The sequence below is a fragment of the Paenibacillus sp. FSL R5-0527 genome (assembly GCF_038008055.1).
GTDB classification, from domain to species: domain Bacteria; phylum Bacillota; class Bacilli; order Paenibacillales; family Paenibacillaceae; genus Fontibacillus; species Fontibacillus macerans.
In genome coordinates this window covers 2,974,079-2,992,503 of sequence record NZ_JBBOYI010000001.1, presented here as the reverse complement: position 1 = coordinate 2,992,503, position 18,425 = coordinate 2,974,079, and the positions used below count along the sequence as shown (strand labels likewise).

Annotated in this window: 18 protein-coding genes and 1 pseudogene; 5 read left to right on the top strand and 14 right to left on the bottom strand. The window is 50.5% G+C overall.

Translation table 11 applies throughout. The features are described from left to right. Nucleotides 1-24 precede the first annotated feature (24 nt). Nucleotides 25-1,197 carry a hypothetical protein gene (locus NYE69_RS13250; RefSeq protein WP_340926548.1) on the bottom strand — a complete coding sequence of 391 codons (1,173 nt, stop codon included), beginning with the start codon at nucleotides 1,195-1,197 and terminating at the stop codon, nucleotides 25-27. Between the two features lie 429 nt (nucleotides 1,198-1,626). Here NYE69_RS13250 and NYE69_RS13245 point away from each other — a divergent pair, with 429 nt between their 5' ends. Further along, a complete protein-coding gene (locus NYE69_RS13245) occupies nucleotides 1,627-1,974 on the top strand; it encodes a helix-turn-helix domain-containing protein (RefSeq protein WP_155620450.1) in 348 nt (115 codons plus the stop codon). 98 nt (nucleotides 1,975-2,072) lie between these two features. On the opposite strand, the pseudogene NYE69_RS13240 reads toward NYE69_RS13245, so the two are convergent. Then, nucleotides 2,073-2,258, bottom strand: a pseudogene (locus NYE69_RS13240) (ABC transporter substrate-binding protein); the annotation flags it as partial. A 357-nt stretch (nucleotides 2,259-2,615) separates the two neighbouring features. Here NYE69_RS13240 and NYE69_RS13235 point away from each other — a divergent pair. Together NYE69_RS13235 and NYE69_RS13230 are read left to right on the top strand one after the other, a co-directional pair. After that, on the top strand, nucleotides 2,616-2,798 hold the full coding sequence (locus NYE69_RS13235; protein WP_340926547.1) for a hypothetical protein: 183 nt from the start codon (nucleotides 2,616-2,618) through the stop codon (nucleotides 2,796-2,798). Then, the gene (locus NYE69_RS13230) at nucleotides 2,789-2,971 is read left to right on the top strand and encodes a hypothetical protein (protein ID WP_340926545.1); all 183 of its coding nucleotides are present in this window, start codon (nucleotides 2,789-2,791) and stop codon (nucleotides 2,969-2,971) included. The genes NYE69_RS13235 and NYE69_RS13230 overlap by 10 nt, the downstream gene beginning before the upstream one ends. 411 nt (nucleotides 2,972-3,382) lie before the next feature. On the opposite strand, the gene NYE69_RS13225 is transcribed toward NYE69_RS13230, so the two are convergent. The 3 genes from NYE69_RS13225 to NYE69_RS13215 all read right to left on the bottom strand — a co-directional run bounded on the left by NYE69_RS13225 (nucleotide 3,383) and on the right by NYE69_RS13215 (nucleotide 6,380). Further along, the gene (locus tag NYE69_RS13225; RefSeq protein ID WP_340926544.1) at nucleotides 3,383-4,441 is read right to left on the bottom strand and encodes an AI-2E family transporter; all 1,059 of its coding nucleotides are present in this window, start codon (nucleotides 4,439-4,441) and stop codon (nucleotides 3,383-3,385) included. Between the two features lie 74 nt (nucleotides 4,442-4,515). After that, complete coding sequence (locus NYE69_RS13220; protein WP_340926542.1) at nucleotides 4,516-5,166, bottom strand: response regulator; 651 nt, start codon at nucleotides 5,164-5,166, stop codon at nucleotides 4,516-4,518. Beyond that, nucleotides 5,163-6,380: a sensor histidine kinase gene (locus NYE69_RS13215; RefSeq protein WP_340926541.1), complete on the bottom strand. Its 1,218-nt coding sequence runs from the start codon at nucleotides 6,378-6,380 to the stop codon at nucleotides 5,163-5,165. The genes NYE69_RS13220 and NYE69_RS13215 overlap by 4 nt, the downstream gene beginning before the upstream one ends. 184 nt (nucleotides 6,381-6,564) lie before the next feature. Between NYE69_RS13215 and NYE69_RS13210 the strand changes: the two genes are divergently transcribed. Beyond that, nucleotides 6,565-7,317: a DeoR/GlpR family DNA-binding transcription regulator gene (locus NYE69_RS13210; RefSeq protein WP_340926540.1), complete on the top strand. Its 753-nt coding sequence runs from the start codon at nucleotides 6,565-6,567 to the stop codon at nucleotides 7,315-7,317. 88 nt (nucleotides 7,318-7,405) lie between these two features. Here the strand turns inward: NYE69_RS13210 and iolD are convergent, their stop codons facing one another. Both iolD and iolB read right to left on the bottom strand, forming a co-directional pair. Next, nucleotides 7,406-9,319 (bottom strand): 3D-(3,5/4)-trihydroxycyclohexane-1,2-dione acylhydrolase (decyclizing), encoded by a 1,914-nt coding sequence (gene iolD, locus NYE69_RS13205; protein ID WP_326045100.1) that lies wholly within the window; start codon nucleotides 9,317-9,319, stop codon nucleotides 7,406-7,408. A 32-nt stretch (nucleotides 9,320-9,351) separates the two neighbouring features. Then, nucleotides 9,352-10,170, bottom strand: coding sequence for a 5-deoxy-glucuronate isomerase (gene iolB, locus NYE69_RS13200; protein ID WP_330164907.1), 819 nt, complete (start codon nucleotides 10,168-10,170; stop codon nucleotides 9,352-9,354). A gap of 113 nt (nucleotides 10,171-10,283) precedes the next feature. Here iolB and NYE69_RS13195 point away from each other — a divergent pair, with 113 nt between their 5' ends. After that, nucleotides 10,284-10,673, top strand: a complete 390-nt coding sequence (locus tag NYE69_RS13195; protein ID WP_036624486.1) for a tautomerase family protein — start codon at nucleotides 10,284-10,286, stop codon at nucleotides 10,671-10,673. Nucleotides 10,674-10,788: 115 nt separating this feature from the next. Here NYE69_RS13195 and NYE69_RS13190 read toward each other — a convergent pair whose 3' ends face one another. From NYE69_RS13190 to glpX, 7 genes are all read right to left on the bottom strand, one after another. Beyond that, nucleotides 10,789-11,655 (bottom strand): sugar phosphate isomerase/epimerase family protein, encoded by an 867-nt coding sequence (locus tag NYE69_RS13190; RefSeq protein ID WP_155620452.1) that lies wholly within the window; start codon nucleotides 11,653-11,655, stop codon nucleotides 10,789-10,791. A 60-nt stretch (nucleotides 11,656-11,715) separates the two neighbouring features. Further along, entirely contained in the window at nucleotides 11,716-12,585 is an 870-nt protein-coding gene (locus NYE69_RS13185; RefSeq protein ID WP_155620453.1) for a sugar phosphate isomerase/epimerase family protein, read from the bottom strand. A gap of 107 nt (nucleotides 12,586-12,692) precedes the next feature. Further along, on the bottom strand, nucleotides 12,693-13,586 hold the full coding sequence (gene iolE, locus NYE69_RS13180; protein ID WP_155620454.1) for a myo-inosose-2 dehydratase: 894 nt from the start codon (nucleotides 13,584-13,586) through the stop codon (nucleotides 12,693-12,695). Between the two features lie 199 nt (nucleotides 13,587-13,785). Then, nucleotides 13,786-14,460: an AraC family transcriptional regulator gene (locus NYE69_RS13175; protein WP_340926537.1), complete on the bottom strand. Its 675-nt coding sequence runs from the start codon at nucleotides 14,458-14,460 to the stop codon at nucleotides 13,786-13,788. Nucleotides 14,461-14,643: 183 nt separating this feature from the next. Next, nucleotides 14,644-15,666, bottom strand: coding sequence for a Gfo/Idh/MocA family protein (locus NYE69_RS13170; protein ID WP_155620456.1), 1,023 nt, complete (start codon nucleotides 15,664-15,666; stop codon nucleotides 14,644-14,646). A 47-nt stretch (nucleotides 15,667-15,713) separates the two neighbouring features. Further along, nucleotides 15,714-17,042, bottom strand: coding sequence for an MFS transporter (locus tag NYE69_RS13165; RefSeq protein ID WP_155620457.1), 1,329 nt, complete (start codon nucleotides 17,040-17,042; stop codon nucleotides 15,714-15,716). A 361-nt stretch (nucleotides 17,043-17,403) separates the two neighbouring features. After that, the gene (gene glpX / locus NYE69_RS13160; protein WP_213509882.1) at nucleotides 17,404-18,405 is read right to left on the bottom strand and encodes a class II fructose-bisphosphatase; all 1,002 of its coding nucleotides are present in this window, start codon (nucleotides 18,403-18,405) and stop codon (nucleotides 17,404-17,406) included. Between the last annotated feature and the right edge of the window lie 20 nt (nucleotides 18,406-18,425).

Genomic DNA, 18,425 nt, shown 5'->3' with positions numbered 1-18,425 from the left:
CTGAACGTCCAATGATTGACCTGCCTAGTTTACCCGCTCTATTTTGATGGAAGAGGTCTTGTCATTAAAATCGTCGCCGACATAGGAAGTGTCCGCAAGCAATACCTTGCTTGCTCCCTGGAAATCCTTATGTTCGTAGAGTGTCACTTTGATGCCGGGAGCCACTTTCACCGAGGAGAGCTTATCGTTGGGAATGCCAGCCGCCAGCATGTCATTGTAGTTGTAAGTGCCCACCCCCAGCGCCACGGCAAATCCGCCATAATTGGCGTCTCCATAAAAGACGGCCCCCTCAGAGATGGTTACGTCTCCACCGTAAGTGATTTGCGGAAATTCCCGGCGCGCCGCCTGATATTGGTTTTCGTATTCGTTCGTCCAACCGAAAGCGCCGGACGCCAGCGATTTCAGATCGGCTCTTGCCGCGCCGCTCATAAAATGTACATACTCGCCCATGTTCAAATCTCGTGTGAAATAACCGGCGGAATTCCTCGGGAAATATTGGGCAAGCAGCTGGAAGAAGCGTGTAAGCACTTGATCTTCCCCATAGTTGTCATAAACAGGATAATACCAATTCTTAAACCAGTAGGTTCCTGCCCGCGGGAAGTTTTCCGACTTGCTTACGAAGCTGTCATAAACTCGCTGCGCTTCGCTGTCGTACCCCAAAGCTTTGTAAACATCATATTGGTAAATTTCCGCCCATTTGCTGTCGCCCCACAGCCGGAAAGCCGGGGAGCCCTTGGCCCCGTTTGCCGCAAACTCTACAATATGAGCGATTTCATGGACAAGGATATCCAAATTCCATCCGCCCCGGCTGCTGAAGTCGGAACCGCCGATATCGATCACGTTGCGGTAGTCATGGTCGGCATTATAGTAATATCCGGGATGACCGCCGCTGTATTTTTTGTTATGGACCACTACGTAAAGTCTCCCGTCTCCTCCCATGGAGCCGTAGGTTTGCTTCGTATATTTCCATACGTCGGCGGCCGTGGAGTAAATCCAGTTGGCCTGATTCGGGTTTATATCATCGTCAAAATACACGGCCACCTCATCGTCATAATAGGCGAGCTTGAGCAATTCCTTATGCTCGAACCAATGCTCTTGCCAGGTCGAAGGCGGAGCGCTCGCCGCATTTGCCGGAATTTGCGGAAGAAAACCGAAGACCATCACCAACGCCATCAGTAAAGCCACTAACTTTTTCATCATAAACCTCCTTAAAATTTGGAATGACAATTTCGTTGCACGGACGTCCGTAAATTTTGATATTTTCCCACAATATTACAATATATGATATAAGTAGAATATTAAATTTTCATAGAAAAATCAATACGACAATAGATTTTCTAATAACACTCCAAATACTTGGTAACAATATGTCTTCCATGTCCAGCAGCAAAAAAGAAGATCTGGAAAAAACGCGGCAATCTTCGCGAGCAAGAACAAATCAGTGAAGCGGTATCGATGGAGTTATAGTTATCGGTTATATACCGCTTGGTCTCCCTTCCGCCACTATTTAAACCTCTACGTTAAATTCAAATTATTAGTTTATAATTTTTAACTTATAAGTTCAAATTAACTATTGATGCATGTATTGCACAAAGGAGGGTTGTTACAATTTAGGCAGGTGATGACATGGGTTACGATTATTCGCTAATTGGCAAAAGAATCAAGCGGGCCAGAGAGGGACGAGGATTAACGCAGGAAGTGCTGGCCGAAAAATTGGATGTCTCCAACGCCTATATAAGCAAAATTGAACGGGGCAAAACGGCGATCAACCTGGACAGATTGTCCCAGATCTGCGGCGTTCTTGAGGAATCGCCCGAATATATTCTGAGCGGCACGAACATTCAGGGAAAGGATTATCTCCGGCATGAGATTATCGAGCTGCTGGAGGATTGTTCTCCCGAGAAGATTCAATTGATTATGCAAGTGATCAAGCCGATCGTGCGCTTTAAGGAAAACGATTCGCCCGAGACCTGAAGGAGTTAAATCCGCAGCTTCTGTGCAGCAAAACGGAAAAAAGCCTCAAAATCCGCCGGTAGCGCGGCTTTTGAGGCTTTTTTCCGGCTTACGGATTATTAAACATCTTTTCCCGTAAAAAGCGATACCCTCTCTTTAACCAGCTCCGTATATTCTTTCTCCATCTTCTCGGCGCACTCTTTGTTCATCTCAGCGATGAAGGCGTCATAGACTTTGTCAAAGTCGGCCGGTTTGACCAGAATGGCTTCCGGAATGCGTTTGCGGACGATATCCTGCGTTTTTTGCCGGGCCCAGGAAGAACAAAAGAAGGAACTGTTGTAAGGCAACCAGCCAATCGAGTGTGCCGACTTCGTCGCACAGCAAATCAAACAAGCCACTGAAGGAGCGTGCGTTGTACTTTACCTGGTTTGTGCCTTGTGTCCCTGCCTGCTGCTGCCTTAGCACGATTATTCCCTTCGTTCAGGAGCAGGGGAAGGGCTAGAGCAAAGGTTCCAAAAAAAGAGAGAAGAAAAAACAAAAAAGATGAGGAAAAAATGAGGCGGTTCAGGTGAGATTTTCGATTTGATAAAGGAACGTATGTTTGGTATAATGAAATAAACGGAACTTATGTTCGTATATTCTTGATTCGGGGGCGAGCAAACATGGAGATCAATGCGGGAACGGAACTTCAGCCATTCAGCAGCCGTTTTAACAGTGAGCAGGACTGCATGAAGGCGCTGATCGCGATGAAAACTCGAACAAGGGGATGTGCCGGGAAGTCAGACGGCTGCACCGGGTGTGAGCGCAGCGGGGGCAGACAAAGCCGCTTGGCCACTTGGGACTGAAGCATCTGCAGGCGTACCTAAACGAGTACACCGGACGCCGCCGGCTGCGCCTGCCCGGAGCGGAAGAAACGATGCGGCAGAAGTTGCTGCACATGTGTGTGGCGATTCCGGCGATCCCTTACCGCCGGCTGATCGCGCGCCAACCAAACCAGCCCCTTGCGGCTGCGGCCTGATCGAGACGCTAGAACGGTGGGGGTTACTTGATGCAGATCAACTTAATGGGTCCTTGATCTCCTGTCCTGATCTCCTGTCTTAATCTCTGGTCCGGTCTGTTTCACCTCCTCTAAACCTGATTTCTTCTCCTATGCCTGTCTAAATTATCTCGAACCTATCTGCTTCTCCACCAAATGTTTTCTTCTCCCGAGCTTGTCTTTCTCTCTGCTACCTGATTAAACGGGATAATCGTGTAAAGTCTCCGGACAGCTGGTGTTGATCTGTCGTCCCACCCCACTTCCCTATCCTCGAGCTTTCAACGCCCATCGCGTTTTTACCACGATCGGTTTTCGACTTGAGTTATAAATCATCGCCTTGCCGCTCTGACGACGGCAAGGCGATGATTTTTTGCCAGCAGTAGGAGCCCCCTGCTATGTCTTCTCCACCGTCCCGGGTTTTTCCCGATTCTGCTGCTTGATTAACAGCCGGAACAGTTTCTTCCATAATATTTTGAGGATCATATAAATAGGTACGATCAGCAGCATGCCGATGATGCCGAATATTTTGCCGCTGCCCAGGATGAGCAGAATGGTCGTTACCGGATGGATATCCAGCGTTTTGCCGAACACGTAAGGCGAGATCAGGTTATCCTGAATTTGCTGCGCCGCCAGGATGATCACTAGCGACCAGATTCCGACGTACGGAGACTCGATCAAGCCGATAAGCACAATAGGAATGGCGGAGATGATGGCCCCGAAAATCGGGATGAAATTCATAATAACCGCGATGACCGTCAGCAACAAGGCATACGGAAGCCCCAAAATCCAAAATCCGATAAGCATCAAAATTCCCAGCGCTACGTTGACGATAACCCGGCCGACGATATAATTGTTTAGCACATTGTCGATTTCGCGGACCGTTCTCAACGCTTCTCCGCGATAGCGCCGCGGAAACATCTTCGCCAAAGTTACTCCGAAGCGCTGACCATCCTTGAGCATGTAATACAAAATGATCGGAAACGTGAACAAGGCGATCGCAAAATTGGAAAGCAGCGAAACAAGGCCGGTAATGGAATTGGCCAGCAATGTGACGCCATTGCTGAGATATTCGGTCACTTTGGAGAAATCAATTTCTTCCAGCGGCAAAAAGGATAGCTGCTGGTTCTCCGCCAGCTCGTTCAGCTTGACATTCAGCATGTCGAGCAAGTTTGGAACGTTTTGCAGCAGATTAACCATTTGGGTTTGCAAAGGCGGCCATACCCCCACGATAAACGCGACGGCGACGAGCAGCATGACCACATACAGCAGCAGAATAGCCAATGTCCGCTTGACCTTGCGCTGTTCCAGAAAATCTACCGCCGGCCGCAGCAAATAGTAAAAAAATCCGGCGAGCAGCAGCGGAACCAGGACCGCGCTTATCATGACTTGTATGGGACCATAAATAAAATCCAGCTTGGAGCCCAAATAAACGACGGCAATGATAATAAGCAACAAGGTGCCATAACGAATGGACCTATCTAACAGCTTTACCTCCCCCTCATTTGTTTGATTTTGACCGGGCGTACTTAAGGATGAAGAATTCCCCGTTCCAGAGCCGTTGCTACGGCTTGCGACCGAGAATCAACTCCCAGTTTATTATAGATGTTCGTTAAATACGCCTTAACCGTTCGCTCGGAAATGCCCATATCAAAAGCAATTTCTTTGCTTTTGTACCCGCGGGCGACGAGCTGCAGGACCTGAACTTCCTTCTCGGTAAGCGAAGAAACCTGCTCCTTCCGCGGGGTGTCCTCCCGGTGCTCTTTCGCAGCCAGCGCTTTGGCCAAAATATCGGCCTGCAGCAGCGTCTCTCCTCGCATCGCCGATTCGATCGTACGGAACAGATGATCCCGGCCCGTATCTTTGAGCAAGTAACCTTTCGCCCCCAAAGCAAGGCCGTTAGCGATAAGATCATCTTCGTTATAAGTCGTCAAAATAATGACCGGAATACGGCTGCCGCTGTTATTCAACAGCTTCATGGCTTCCAGCCCGCTCATGACGGGCATATTCAGGTCCATTAAAATCACATCCGGGTTAAGCTCATGCGCCAGCTGAACGGCAATCTCACCGTTCTCCGCTTCACCGATGACCTCGAATCTCTCATCGGTTTCCAGAATCAGCTTGAGTCCTTCTCTCACGACGAAATGATCGTCGGCAATCAGCACTTTATACCGGTTCATACTGTTTCTCCTTCAAGCAGTGAAGCCTCCAATTGAATTTTTGTACCCCCCGCACCGCTAAAAACATTGAGTTCTCCTCCGATCAATCTGGCGCGCTCCTGCATCCCCAATATGCCGTAGCGCCCCGGTTGCTTGCCGAGCATCTCCGTGTTAAAACCTGTCCCGTTATCTCTAATTTCAACAAACAACCGGTTATTCGCATCGGATACCGTTACCCATACTTTATCGGCCTTGGCATGTTTGGTCACATTGGTCAAGCACTCGCTAATGATCTGCAGACTATGTTCGGTCATTTTTCCGGACAGGCGCCGGGTGACTTTAATATCCAAAAATGTCTGAATCCCTGTAGCCTGGATAAAACGCCGGACCTCATCAGCCACCGCCTCTTTGAAATCGACGTCAGGGCCCGATTTGACCCGCAAGTCGTCGATCGCCCGGCGGGCATCGGCCAGCGTTCGCCGCGCCTGCTCCATCGCCTTCTTGACGATATCCCGCGACCGGTCCATATTTCCCTGCGCCATAAAAGCGTCGACGGCCTCCAACTGCATAATCAAGCCGGCCAAGCCCTGGGCCAGCGTATCGTGGAGATCGCGAGCCATACGCTGCCGTTCATTGGTGAGGGTCAATTCTTCGACTTTCCGATGTGCGTTCTCCAGGTCGCGCAAAAAATTTTGCGTCCTAAGACGCGCATGAACCTGCCTAAAAAAGAGCAGCGCGTACGCCATAACGATGATCGTCATTAAAACGAACATTAGAGTCAGACCAAAAATTTCATCCTTTTTGCTTACATACAGAATGCAATAAAAAAACAGCAGCATGCTGAACAGGACTGTAAGGAGTATTTTTCGTTTTTGATTATACAAGCCTACGCTCTGGCCGACCAATACGGGAAACAAACCTATTAAGACGGGAAAACAGCCGGCCGGCATCAAGAAGGCGCACGCCGTAATCAACAAGCCCTGCACTAAAAAATACAGCCAAGGCTGCCTTTTGGCAAAGCGGTACGAATTCCAGTGCAGGCAGATATGGGCTGCAATGACCCCGGTAAATAACAGACTGTTAAGAATACGAGGCTCGGCTAAATTTTGCAATGTCAACGTGCCGATAGATACCATCAACGCCCAAAGCAAAATCGGGAACCTGGATACGAACAATTCATTAATCGAGTCTGTCAGAGGCGACTCTATATCTTCCGAATTTTTTTTGCCGAACATCCGGCCCCCTCCTTTTTCTCTATTATAAGGCTTAACCACTCCTTTTTAACCGTACTTTCGTACATGTACCTTTTTGTTCAAAAGAAAACCGGCCTTTGTAGATTTTTGATCTCACCTCGATTACAATGAATTTAGCCACATATGATCAGGAGTTTAACCAAATTTGTCTTAGGGGAATCAACATATGATCAAATCACAACGAATAAATCAAATTAAAGAATATGTCTTTGAGCATGAGTCGGTATCCTTGGAGGAGCTGGTCAAGCACTTTGACGTTTCAAAGAACACGATCCGCAGGGATATCCAGACCCTTGTCGAAGCGGGGATTCTGAAGAAAGTTTACGGAGGAGTATCCGTCAACCACTCCGCACTCGTTGTCTTTAACGAACGAAGAGATCAAAACTTGACCAAAAAGCAGGAGATCGGGGAGCTGGCTTCCCAGTTTGTGGAGGATGGGGAGGTAATTTTTGTCGACTCGGGGACTACCACTCTCGAGCTTCTTCCTTACATTCATCACAAGCAGCTTACGATTATTTCCAACAACTTTGACTTTATTCACCAAGCCAAAGCGTATCCTTCCTTGGCCATCTTCTCCACAGGCGGCATGCTTGAACGCAAGACGAACTCTTTTGTCGGTTTTCAGAGCATTGAATTCCTTAAAAAATATAACATTAACAAAGCTTTCCTCGCTTCCACCGGCATCACCCTAACCAACGGAGTCACCAACTCGTCGCCGCTCGAGACCGAGGTAAAAAGTACAATCGTGGAGAAAAGCGCGAAAGTTTATTTGATGATTGACGACAGCAAATTTGACAAATACGGCATCACCACGTACTGCTCCTTAAGCGACATTGATTACCTGATCACCAACAGCATACCGGATGAGAGTTATCAACAATACGCTCTAGAACACGGCATTACGATTGTCACGCCATAAGAAAAAATTCCGGCTCCAAACATAAACGGCACGCCCCGGCCTGCTTCGTGGATAGGCCGGGGCGTGCCGTTTTGCGGCCGCACGATGATTAGTACTGCTTGGATTTCTTCAACATCTCCACCTTCCGCCGATACGCCCGCCGGATGCTCTCTTTGTCCGCTACCTCGGCAACCCCGACATGCCACCAGCTGTCATAGCCGTCCGTCATTGTCTTCGGCAACACCTTCATGTCGATCAGCGTAGAGGTTGTCTGCTTCTTGGCATCCTCCAGCGCCAGCTTGAGTTCTTGGGCGGTGTTCGCTCGATAAACCTTGGCGCCGTACGCTTCGGCTACTTTGGCGTAATCGATGTTCATGATCCGGTTGTCCTTCGTCCTGAACTCGCAGTAATAGCTGCCGGAGCCATGATCCATCTGTAAATTGTTGATACACCCGAAGCCCGAATTGTCAAACAGCAAAATGTTGATTTTGTGATCATATTGAATCGCTGTGACCAGCTCCGAGTGCAGCATCAGGAAACTGCCGTCGCCTACGATCGAGTAAACCTCCCGCTCGGGATGGGCCAGCTTGACGCCCAAGGCGCCGCAGATTTCGTATCCCATGCAAGAGTAGCCATACTCCAGGTGATACGTATTTGCCGCTTCGGACGCCCAAAGCCGCTGCAGATCTCCCGGTAAAGAACCGGCGGAAGAAATGATAATGCTGTCCTTGTCAATCGTGTCATTGATGGCGATCAGCGCCGTGGTCTGCGCCAGCTCCGTGCCAAGCGCATCCGCATATTCGTTCATCGTCTCCTGCGTAAAATGCCCCTTGATTTCCGGCTCGAAACCCGAACGTTTAAACTCAATCCGGCCCAATCGTTCCCGCTCGGCATTCCATTCCTTTTTCAGTTCCGCAAGTATCGGCCCAAACTCGCTCACATATCCGCGCAAGCGCTCGTGAAGTTTGCTTAAAGCGGCTCTGGCATCCGCCACCATTTGCAAGCCATCCAACTTGTAAGCCTGCATCCGGCTGACATTAATATTCAGAAACTTCGTATGCTCGAAGTCAAACGCCGTCTTGGAAGAAGTGGCAAAGTCGGTGTACCGGGTACCGATACCGATTACCAAATCCGCCATTTTGGCCGCCTTGTTCGCGGCCAGTGTCCCCGTAATGCCCATGCCCCCCAGGTTGTTGGCAAATGTGCTTTCCACGGCCGACTTGCCGGCCTGCGTCTCTACCAACGGAATCCCGTACTCCTTGGAGAAAGCGATAAGCTCTGCGCGCGCCTGCGAATATTTCACGCCTCCGCCAACAACAATCAGCGGTTTACGGCTGCTGCGAATCAACCGCTCCGCCGCTTCCAGTTCGCGTTCGCTTGGCTGCAGGCGATCCACATAATGGACGCGTTTTTGGAAGAAGGCTTCATCATAGTCGAAAGCTTCTCCCTCAACATCCTGGGCAATGCAGATGGTGACCGGTCCGCTCTTGGCCGGGTCGGTCAGCGCTTCAAAGCCTCGTATCAGGCTGCTCATTAATTGTTCCGGGCGCGTCACCCGGTCCCAGTAGCGGGAAACCGGCAGCAGCGCATCGTTGGTCGTAACCGCGATGCTGTATTCATGCTCGAGCTGCTGCAGTACCGGGTCGGGTTGTCTGGTGGCGAAAGTGTCCGCAGCCAGAAACAGAACGGGCAGATTATTGGCCAGCGCCGTGGCGGCCGCGGTCACCAGATTGGCGGACCCCGGTCCGGACGAGGTAGACACCGCAAAAATTTTCCGCCGCAGCTTCTCTTTGGCATACGCTATGGCGGCATGAGCCATACCTTGTTCGTTTTTGCCTTGAAAAACTTTCAAATGGCCGGCATCCTGCTCCAGCGCCTGTCCGATGCCAAGCACATTGCCATGGCCGAAAACGGTGAATATGCCTTCAACAAACGGTGTTTCCCGGCCGTCAACATGAATATACTGCTGATTTAGAAACTTGACCAAGGCTTGCGCCGTGGTCAATCTGATCTTATTCCCCATGCTGCTACTCCCCTTTATATTGAAGTTTCCGGTTATTGCCGTGCCAAAATCCACTCATGATCCGGGTCGTTGCGGAATTTCCAGATCCGCTTGGGCCCTGCCATGACGTTCAAGTAGTAGGATGTATATCCGTCCGGTACGCCCACCGGATGATACCCCGCCGGTACAAGCACCACATCCCGATGCTCTACGGACATCGTTTCATCCAAACTGCGGTCGTCCGTGTACACTCTTTGAAAAACAAATCCGGCACGGGGTTCCACTTCGTGATAATACGTTTCTTCCAGAAACGATTCCTCCGGAAGACGATCCTGGTCGTGCTTGTGCGGGGGATAACTCGAGAAATTTCCACCCTCCGTGTACACCTCCACCACAAGCAAGCTGCTGGCTGAAGGATCGTTGTCAGGCAAAATGTTGTGCACCGTACGTTGGTTCTGATATTTGCCCCGGCGCTCGACGCTTACATCCCCGGCTTTAATCCATCGGGTCGGAAGCTGCTGCAGGGAAGGGGCATAACACAGGGCGACGGTTGCAGCCGTCACCGCTTCAAGGCTGAACCGCTTGCCGCCGGAGACAAACACGCTGTCGGTCGGCTTTTTCTCGAATACGCGCTCCCTTGTCCCGATCCCCGCAAAACGATGTTCGCCTTCAGTCACCGTAATCCGGCCTGACAGCGCGACGATACAGCATTCCTGATCCGTCAGCGTTTCCTCGTAACGCGCCTTCGCCTTGAGATCAATCATTTGGAAGCCGACATATTTTAACATGGTGTCTTCGGTCAATAGCTGGTGGACGATGGCGACATCGCCTTCTTGAACTAAATTCGGTTTACGCAGTAAAGGACTGGTCACGGATGAATCCCTCCATGTTCATTAGAATCCAGAGACTCCCATAGGTTAACTATTGATAATATCTTGGTTATGTTTTATATTAAATGTATTCAAATTTACAGGAGGACAACAACATGCCGTTATTACGCTTTGACGTTATTGAAGGACGCAGCCCGGAGGAACTGAGAAAACTGCTGGACGCGGCTCATGATGCGATGGTCGAGGCCTTCCAGGTTCCGGTTACCGACCGGTATCAGATCGTGCATCAGCACCCTGCCCATGAGATGATCATTGAAGATACAGGCTTAGGTTTTAAGCGGACCGATCAGGTTGTCGTGATCAGCATCGTAAGCAAAGAGCGGACACCGGCGCAGAAAGAACGATTGTACAAGCTGCTGGCTGAACGTCTCAAGCAGGAATGCGGTATTGAGCCAACCGATGTGATCATCTCGCTGGTACAGAACGGACCGGCGGATTGGAGCTTCGGCATGGGGGAAGCCCAATTTCTAACCGGAAAGCTGTAAGCAGGCGTCTTTGAGGAAATGTACAGAACAGCCGCATTTTTAAAAGCAGCAAGGGCATGCATGAGAGCCGGTCAACTCCTATCGTTTGATGCAGGCACATGCATGCCCCTGTTTTTTAAAGCAATCCCAAACCTTCCTTCATCGCCTTTAACGTAACCTCGCTGGACCACTCGGGTTTGTCCGGATAAGCAAACACCGCGTTGGTGGCAATGCCGTCAAATTTCATTTCCTTCAGCTTTTTGAAGATTGCCGCAAAGTCGACTTCTCCTTCGCCAATGTTTAAATGCTGGTGAATGGTAATTTCGGCGTCCGGCGGATTGACAATATAACGCAATCCGAAGGCCGCTTTATGATTAAACGTATCGGCGAACAACACATGAGCCAGCAAGTCTCCGGCTTCGTCAAACATCTTCTCGATGTCGCCGATTCCGTCGTCATAATAAAAAGTGTGGGCGGTGGAGTAGACCAGCTTGATCCAATCTTTATCCAAAGCGCGAATCATGTTGATCGCTTCCCTGTTCGTTTCAATAAAATCCAAGGGATGAGCCTGCAGATTCAGCTTGATTCCTTCCCGTTCAAAGACCGGCAGCAGCTCATCCATGGATTTAATAAATTTCTCTTCGCACACCCGTACGTTATATTTACTGCCGCTGAATTCACTGTTCATCAAATCGACATCAAGCTCTACGGCGATTTCAATGGCGCGCTTCCAGTTCCGCACCGCCGCCTGTCTTTGCTCCTCATCCGGACCGGCCCAATAATATAGAGGCAATAACGAGGAGATTTTCAGCCCGGTGTCGCGCAATCTTTTTTTCAGGGAAGCGATTTTGGCTTTGTCGACCTTGGGATATTTATAAAACGGGCAAAAATCTTCCCGCGGCGACAGCTCGATATATTCGTAGCCCAGTCGCGCCACCTTATCGACCATTTTCTCAATCGTTGTGTTGTCTCTGTAATGCGTCGGGTCATAAGCGATGATCATGTTAATATCTCTCCCTTATCGGTATCATAAGATGGACTAATGCTTTCCGCCGGGATAGGGTCAGCCCCAGTACTTGGCTACATGTCTGCGGGTCGCTTCGGCGGCTTTTTTTACGTTCTCCTCCTGGGATAGCTTGTAATAATCGGGGCGGAAGACTTCCACCGTGCAAACGTCCCCTTCAAACCCGATTTTCTTCAACGTATCGGCATAACGCCGGTGGTCCAGACAATCGCCGGGCTCGCCCGGCCACAGCCGCTTCTCGTCGGTATTGTACGGGGCTCCGCAAGGCATATTTTCCGAACCGTTTAAATGCCAGACAAAAATTTTCTTGCCGTCCGCCTTTTCCAGCGCTTCAAAACTGGAGGCCATGGCATGGAAATGGTATTGATCCAGCGTGATGCCCACCAGCGGAGAATCAACCGCCTGCGCGATGGCGTAAGCGTCCTCGAAACGGTTGATCGACATGGAAGGAGCGCCGCAGAATTCGATCGACAGCTTGATGCCGTGCGGTTCAACCTTCTTCACCATTTCCTTGAGCACGGCAACCGCGTCCGCTTTGATTTCATCCACTGTGGCGTGAACCGGCAAATCCATCGACGGAACGACGACGATCATTTTGCAGTCCAGCATGTTGCAGCGGCGGATGATTTCGTCCAGTTCTTCCATCACAGCATCTTTTTCCGCCTGCGTTTGCTTCATATTAAAGAAAATCAGCGCGTTGTACGACAGCATTTTCAGCTTGTGGGCAGGGTCTCTGAACCAGGCGCTCAAATCCTCAAGCATGTATTTTCCGGCCTCCAGATCACGGTTCAAGCATTCGGACTGAATATCGATATAGTCGAACCCGTGTTTTTCGCAATATTCCAGATCCTTCAGCACCGAGTGATCCTGGCAAAACCGGTTGCAACCTTCGTTGAAGCCTATTTTCATTGAATTTACCTCCCAATGTTCATCTATCGTATCTCATAAAATCCCGGCAATCCGCTATTGATTTCTTCTCCGCCGGCTCCTATCCATTACCGCACATCTGTGTTCATTTACGCTTTCAATACGCAGGAATCGAGATAGTCCCGGGCGATTAAGGCGTATTCCAGCGGATTGGCAATCTCCGGATCCTGCTCGGCTTCAATCACAATCCAGCCTTGATAACCGCTCTGCATCAGAAAGGAGTATACTTCCGCAAAATCGATCAACCCGTCACCCGGAACGGTAAACATCCCCGCCAGAAAGGATTGCAGAAACGATTTTCCTGCCGCTCGGCATTTTTCCAATATTTCCGGCCGCACATCTTTGAAATGGACATGGGCAATCCGCTTTATATGCGCCTCCAGCAGTGACAGATAATCGCCATCCGATACATAAATATGGCCCGTATCATAGAGCAAATGAACAAGCTTGGAATCGGTGCCGGCCATCAGCCGGTCCACCTCTGCTTTGCTTTGCACCCCGGTCCCCAGGTGATGGTGATAAACCAGCTTTAGTCCGTATTTATCGGCTGCTTCCCCCAGAGCGTTTAAGCCTTCGCAAAGCCGCGTCCATTCTGCGTCCGTAAATTCCGGCTTCTCTTTAAATACATTTTTGTCCGTTCCCTGCACACTGTACGTTTGCTCCGAGACGACGGCGACATCCGCGTTAACCGCTTTCAAATAGGCGCAATGTTCAGCGAAATCCCGCGCGGCCCGCTCAACACCGTCACGGATGATGAAACTGCTGAACCATTTTCCCGCAATGCGCAAATTCCGCAGCTTCAGCTCCTTGTTCAACACCTCGGGCTCCGGGAAAAAGCCTCCTGCTTCCGTTCCTTCGAATTTTGCCACAACGATGTCGCTTAAAATTTGCTGCAAATTGTTGTTCTTGCCGATTTCGGGAATATCGTCGTTTCTCCAACCGATGGGCGCTATGCCCCATTTGATTGCATTTTGGGCTGCCATGTTCATCCCCCCCGCCAAAAAAGTAAGATACGGTTTTTTTCCATCTTTCGAGGTCCATTCTAATGGGAAACAGGCTCAAAAACACTATCCGCACTTGCTTAGAAATTGACTTTTTTTGCTCAACCAAAGCGCCTAAAAAAGAAGCCGGCGCCGTGCACCGGGTCAGCTTAAAAACGCATCTTTCTGAATTTGCCGGGGGTCAGCCCGCCCGTGGATTGGAGAACGTCCGAATGAAATGGGCGACATTATTAAACCCGCAGCGGGCGCTGATTTCTTCCACCGTAAGATTGGTCTCCACCAGCAGTTGCTTTGTTCTTTTCAGCCGCAAGTTCAGGATGTAATGGTGCGGAGTTACGCCGATCTCTTTTTTAAACAACCGCACAAAATGGTACAAGCTCAGATTGGAAAGCTTGCTTAATTGCTCAATATAAAGTTTCTCGGCAAAGTGAGCATGAATGTAATCCAAAGCCGGGCTAAGATCAGGATTGAGCCTTCTTCCCGAAACACGTTTTGGGCCTGCCGGATAACCCGCTTTAAACAGAGACACCAGTAATTGATAGATTTGCACGGACAGATCACAATCGTCGGGATTGCCGGCGGCGATTTTATCAATGATCGCGGGAATCGCCGTATTGTCACGGCCCATTCCGGAGAACAGGCACCCGGCTTTTTTATAGAGCTCCTCGCACATCAGCTCGGACTGCGGGCCCGAAAAGTGAAAGAAGTGAAATCTCACATCGTCCACCGCATAATAGTAATTGCGGTACCGGCAATCCAGCAAAACGATATCGCCCGCGGAAGCGGTAAATTGATCGTCCCGGTAATGAAAGGCAAGGCTTCCCTCCTGAATCGAAAATAGAATAAAGGAGCTCATATAATCTCGGTCCACTTTGTACGGAAACCGGCAATAATACTCGCCGCCCCAAAAAACATAAAAGAACATCGATTTTGCTAAGTCTGAGGCCTCATGAAAATATACGCCTCGCTTCCACACAATTCCCGGTTCCGATTGAGGGATATACAGATCGATCAAGGGGTTCCTCCTTGGCAGGCAGGTTTATCGGTTTGTACGGTAAAACTCCGGCTTCTCCTTCAAGGTTACAGATTCCCACTCGCCCGACGCTTGCGCTTTGACGCAAGCGTCGGCCGTCACCGCGGCGATGTAGCCGTCCCAGGACGTTGGCCCGCCCGGTTCGCCCGTTTTTTGAATGGAATCGATAAAATCCTGCAGCTCCACGTCGTAAGCCTCGATGAAACGCTGCTTCCAGTCCATAAGCAGGTTCACTCCGAGCTTGGCATCCTTGCGGAATGTAACGCTTTGAACTTCAGGCAGCGCGATGATCCCCTCTTCCCCGATCACCTCGCACTGAATGTCGTAACCGTATTGGCAATTGACAAACACTTCGGCGGTAATAATAATCCCGCTTGCGGTTTTTAGCGTGATGATTTGCGGGTCTTGCAAATGGCCCGAGGCATATTTGGTTTTCTTCGGATAAACCACCTGCACGGCTTTATAATCATCATTGACAAGCCAATGCAACACGTCGATTTCGTGAATCAGCGTATCCGTAATCGCCATGTTGGTCAGATAGCTGTCCCCCACTTCCGGATTGCGGTGCGCGGCGCGGATCATCAGCGGTTCGCCGATCCATTTATTTTCGATCGCCTCTTTCAGTTTGATGTATCCGCTGTCATATCGGCGCATAAACCCGACTTGCACCAAACGTTTGCCGTGCTTCATCTCGGCCTCGACAATGCTCAAGCAATCCTCTGCGGTTGTGGCGAGCGGCTTTTCGCAAAAAACGAATTTTCCCGCTTCAATGCCGGCCAGCACGCTCGCCTTGTGGGCCGGCCCCCAGCTCGTGATCACAATCGCATCCACGTTACCTTCGGCCAGCAGGGTGCGATCATCGGGAAATACCTGCGCATCCAGTCCCAAATTTGCCACCGCCTGCTTAGCCGCCTCCGGGTTTATGTCCGTAACCGCCACAACCTCGCCGCCGTTTAGCGTCTGCTGGATTCTTCTCATATGATCTACGCCAAGCGCTCCGGTTCCGATAACTCCAAACTTCATGGTCATGAGTATACTCCTCCAAATTTATTTATTTTGTTGATTGAAGATGTAAGTTAAAACTCATTTTTGGGTTCAACAAGGTCAGCTGAAGAGCCTTTATTCGAAAATAGGGGCGGTTTTGGTTCTCCGTAAAGCTCCAGCTGGATCTCTTCCAGTGATTTGCCGGAGGTGCTCGGAGCGAACAAGGTGCCGATCAGGAAGCTGATAAACACAAAAACCACCAGGATCGCGGCGACCGCCCGTATGCCAAAATCCGTGAGCAGCATCGGCACGAACACGCTCCATATGCCGAGCGTAATTCTCACCGCGAAAAACATAAAGCCTTGCGCGGACGCCCGCAGCGAAGTGGGGAACAATTCGCTGGACCACAGCTGGTAATTGGCTTGCTGGCCGGAGCCGTTGTTGATGCCCATCAAAATGATAAACAGTACAAGAATGGGGATTCCATCCACCGGAAGCAAAAGCAGCGACCAGCCGGCAACGGCAAGAAATGCTGAAAACGCATACACTTTGCGGCGATGTTTATCCGCGAACACCATAAAAATCAAGGCCACCGCCAGACCCGTGAAGGTAAAATACCCCATTTGCAACAGATTGGCGGTCGTTGCCGAGACCCCGCCGACTTTCTGATAGATATACGGCATAAAGAAACCCATAACGCCGGCGGCCAAATTCCAGACTAGATACACACCCATCAAAAAAAGAATGCTGCGCAAAAATTTGCGCTGGAACAAATGCCTATACGTTTTCCTTTCAATCATCCCCCGGTTCTGGTGGACCTGCCGGCTTTTCCAGGCTTCCGATTCCGGCAAGCGCAGGCGCAGGATTAAGGTAATTAAGGAAATGACCAACAAATGAGCAAAAACGATCCGGTTGCCGAGCAAACCCATCCCCCCGAGCAGCACCGACAGAAGCATAACGATAACCGCTCCCAGCGCCCAGGCAACCTGAGCCATTCCGGCATGCCTGGCCCGTTTCTCCTTGGGGGCATTCTCGGCGATAATGGTCCAGGAAGCGGTGATATCGGCTCCGACCGCGATGCCGGCGATAATGTATCCGACAAGCAGCATCGGAAAATTAACCCCAAAAACAATAAGTATGGTTCCAAGCGCATAAGCCACCATACTGGTCGTATAAATTTTCTTTCTTCCCACCTTATCCGCCAAATACCCGCCGATCAGCGCGCCGATGGCGGCCGAAATCGCGTTGGCGCTCATGGCCCCCAGCAATCCGATTTGACTGTCATTCAATCCAAGATAATCTACCCATAAAGACAATCCGGCCGAACCGGCCACAATCGAACCGGCATCGATGTAGTTAGCCAATGCGGCAACAATCGTTTTCTTCTGCTTGGACGGTTCTCTGCTTGCCAACGTATTCATGCGTTTCCTCCTCTTTTGGTTCTCTTCGTAATTTGCTTGTTTATGCCGCCTCCTTTCCCGAAGTTTTTGCAGAGATAAATCGCGATGATGTTATGATAAACTCTTGATGATAATTTGATTACATGATAATATTAAAAGCGCTTACAGTCAACTTATATTTTACATTTTTTCTTTTTATTCCACCTTTTGGGCACTAAATTATCATAATATCTTGTGTTTCTATCTATTGCATCCGATTTTGATTATATTTTGGTCAAAAAGTTATAGTTCCATGGAAGTATGCGCAAATAAAAACGGCAAGCGTCGCCCTTTTGGGCAACGCTTGCCGTTTTTATTGACTGACATCAATTGAATGATTGAGTCACAAGGAAGAAACCTGTTCCTGTTCCCAGGCGGGAATTTCCGCCGGAAACTGCTTTTTGGGAAGAAAGTGCACGCTCTTTATATAACGGATCGTGCGGCTCTGCGCGCGCATGATGACGGAATGCGTCTCCGCATGATCGGAACCGATAAAGCGGACCCCGTTCAGAAATTCTCCGGTCGTCACGCCGGTGGCGGCGAACAAGACATCGCCGGAGCCGACCATATCCTGCATGGAAAGCACCCGGGTGGGATCGGCAATGCCCATTTGCAGGCAGCGCTGGACCTCCTGCGGAGTGCTCGGCAGCAAAATGCCCTGCATCTCGCCGCCGAGGCATTTCAAGGCGGCCGCTGCCAGCACGCCTTCCGGCGCGCCGCCGGAGCCAAGGTAAAGGTCGACGTCGTTGTCCGGCAGCGCGGCCGCAATGGCGCCGGCGACATCGCCATGAAGCAGCAGTTTGATCCGGACGCCGGCTTTTCGCAATTCGGAAATCAGGCCCGCATGGCGTTCCCGGTCAAGAACCATGACGGTCAGTTCGGAAAGCGATTTGCCCGTAATTTGGGAGGCTTTGTTCAAGGTGATGCCGACCGGATCCGTAATGCTCAATTTACCGGCCAGTTCCGGGCCGCAGGCCAGCTTCTCCATGTAAATGTCAGGGGCGTGCAGCAGGCTGCCTTTGTCGGCGACGGCGATGACGGCTTGCGCGTTGCTGAGACCCGCGGCCACCACTTCTGTGCCTTCGAGCGGATCAACGGCAACATCCGCGGACGGTCCCAGGCCATTGCCTACCTTTTCCCCGATATAGAGCATAGGCGCTTCATCCATTTCCCCTTCGCCAATGACCACGGTTCCGTCAATCGAAACGGAATCGAACATGGAGCGGATCGCCGCGGTGGCAGCCTCGTCGGCCGCATTTTTATCGCCTCTGCCGACCCAGCGGGCGGCGGCCAGGGCGCCAAGTTCCGTCACCCTTACAATTTCCAGCGTCAGTTCTCGTTCCATACAAACTCCCCCCAATAGCG

Coding starts and splice junctions, on each gene's coding strand:
- NYE69_RS13250 (WP_340926548.1), bottom strand. CDS start 1,197: ATGAAAAAGTTAGTGGCTTTACTGATGGCGTTGGTGATGGTCTTCGGT.
- NYE69_RS13245 (WP_155620450.1), top strand. CDS start 1,627: ATGGGTTACGATTATTCGCTAATTGGCAAAAGAATCAAGCGGGCCAGA.
- NYE69_RS13235 (WP_340926547.1), top strand. CDS start 2,616: ATGGAGATCAATGCGGGAACGGAACTTCAGCCATTCAGCAGCCGTTTT.
- NYE69_RS13220 (WP_340926542.1), bottom strand. CDS start 5,166: ATGAACCGGTATAAAGTGCTGATTGCCGACGATCATTTCGTCGTGAGA.
- NYE69_RS13215 (WP_340926541.1), bottom strand. CDS start 6,380: ATGTTCGGCAAAAAAAATTCGGAAGATATAGAGTCGCCTCTGACAGAC.
- NYE69_RS13210 (WP_340926540.1), top strand. CDS start 6,565: ATGATCAAATCACAACGAATAAATCAAATTAAAGAATATGTCTTTGAG.
- iolD (WP_326045100.1), bottom strand. CDS start 9,319: ATGGGGAATAAGATCAGATTGACCACGGCGCAAGCCTTGGTCAAGTTT.
- NYE69_RS13195 (WP_036624486.1), top strand. CDS start 10,284: ATGCCGTTATTACGCTTTGACGTTATTGAAGGACGCAGCCCGGAGGAA.
- NYE69_RS13190 (WP_155620452.1), bottom strand. CDS start 11,655: ATGATCATCGCTTATGACCCGACGCATTACAGAGACAACACAACGATT.
- NYE69_RS13185 (WP_155620453.1), bottom strand. CDS start 12,585: ATGAAAATAGGCTTCAACGAAGGTTGCAACCGGTTTTGCCAGGATCAC.
- iolE (WP_155620454.1), bottom strand. CDS start 13,586: ATGGCAGCCCAAAATGCAATCAAATGGGGCATAGCGCCCATCGGTTGG.
- NYE69_RS13175 (WP_340926537.1), bottom strand. CDS start 14,460: ATGAGCTCCTTTATTCTATTTTCGATTCAGGAGGGAAGCCTTGCCTTT.
- NYE69_RS13170 (WP_155620456.1), bottom strand. CDS start 15,666: ATGACCATGAAGTTTGGAGTTATCGGAACCGGAGCGCTTGGCGTAGAT.
- NYE69_RS13165 (WP_155620457.1), bottom strand. CDS start 17,042: ATGAATACGTTGGCAAGCAGAGAACCGTCCAAGCAGAAGAAAACGATT.
- glpX (WP_213509882.1), bottom strand. CDS start 18,405: ATGGAACGAGAACTGACGCTGGAAATTGTAAGGGTGACGGAACTTGGC.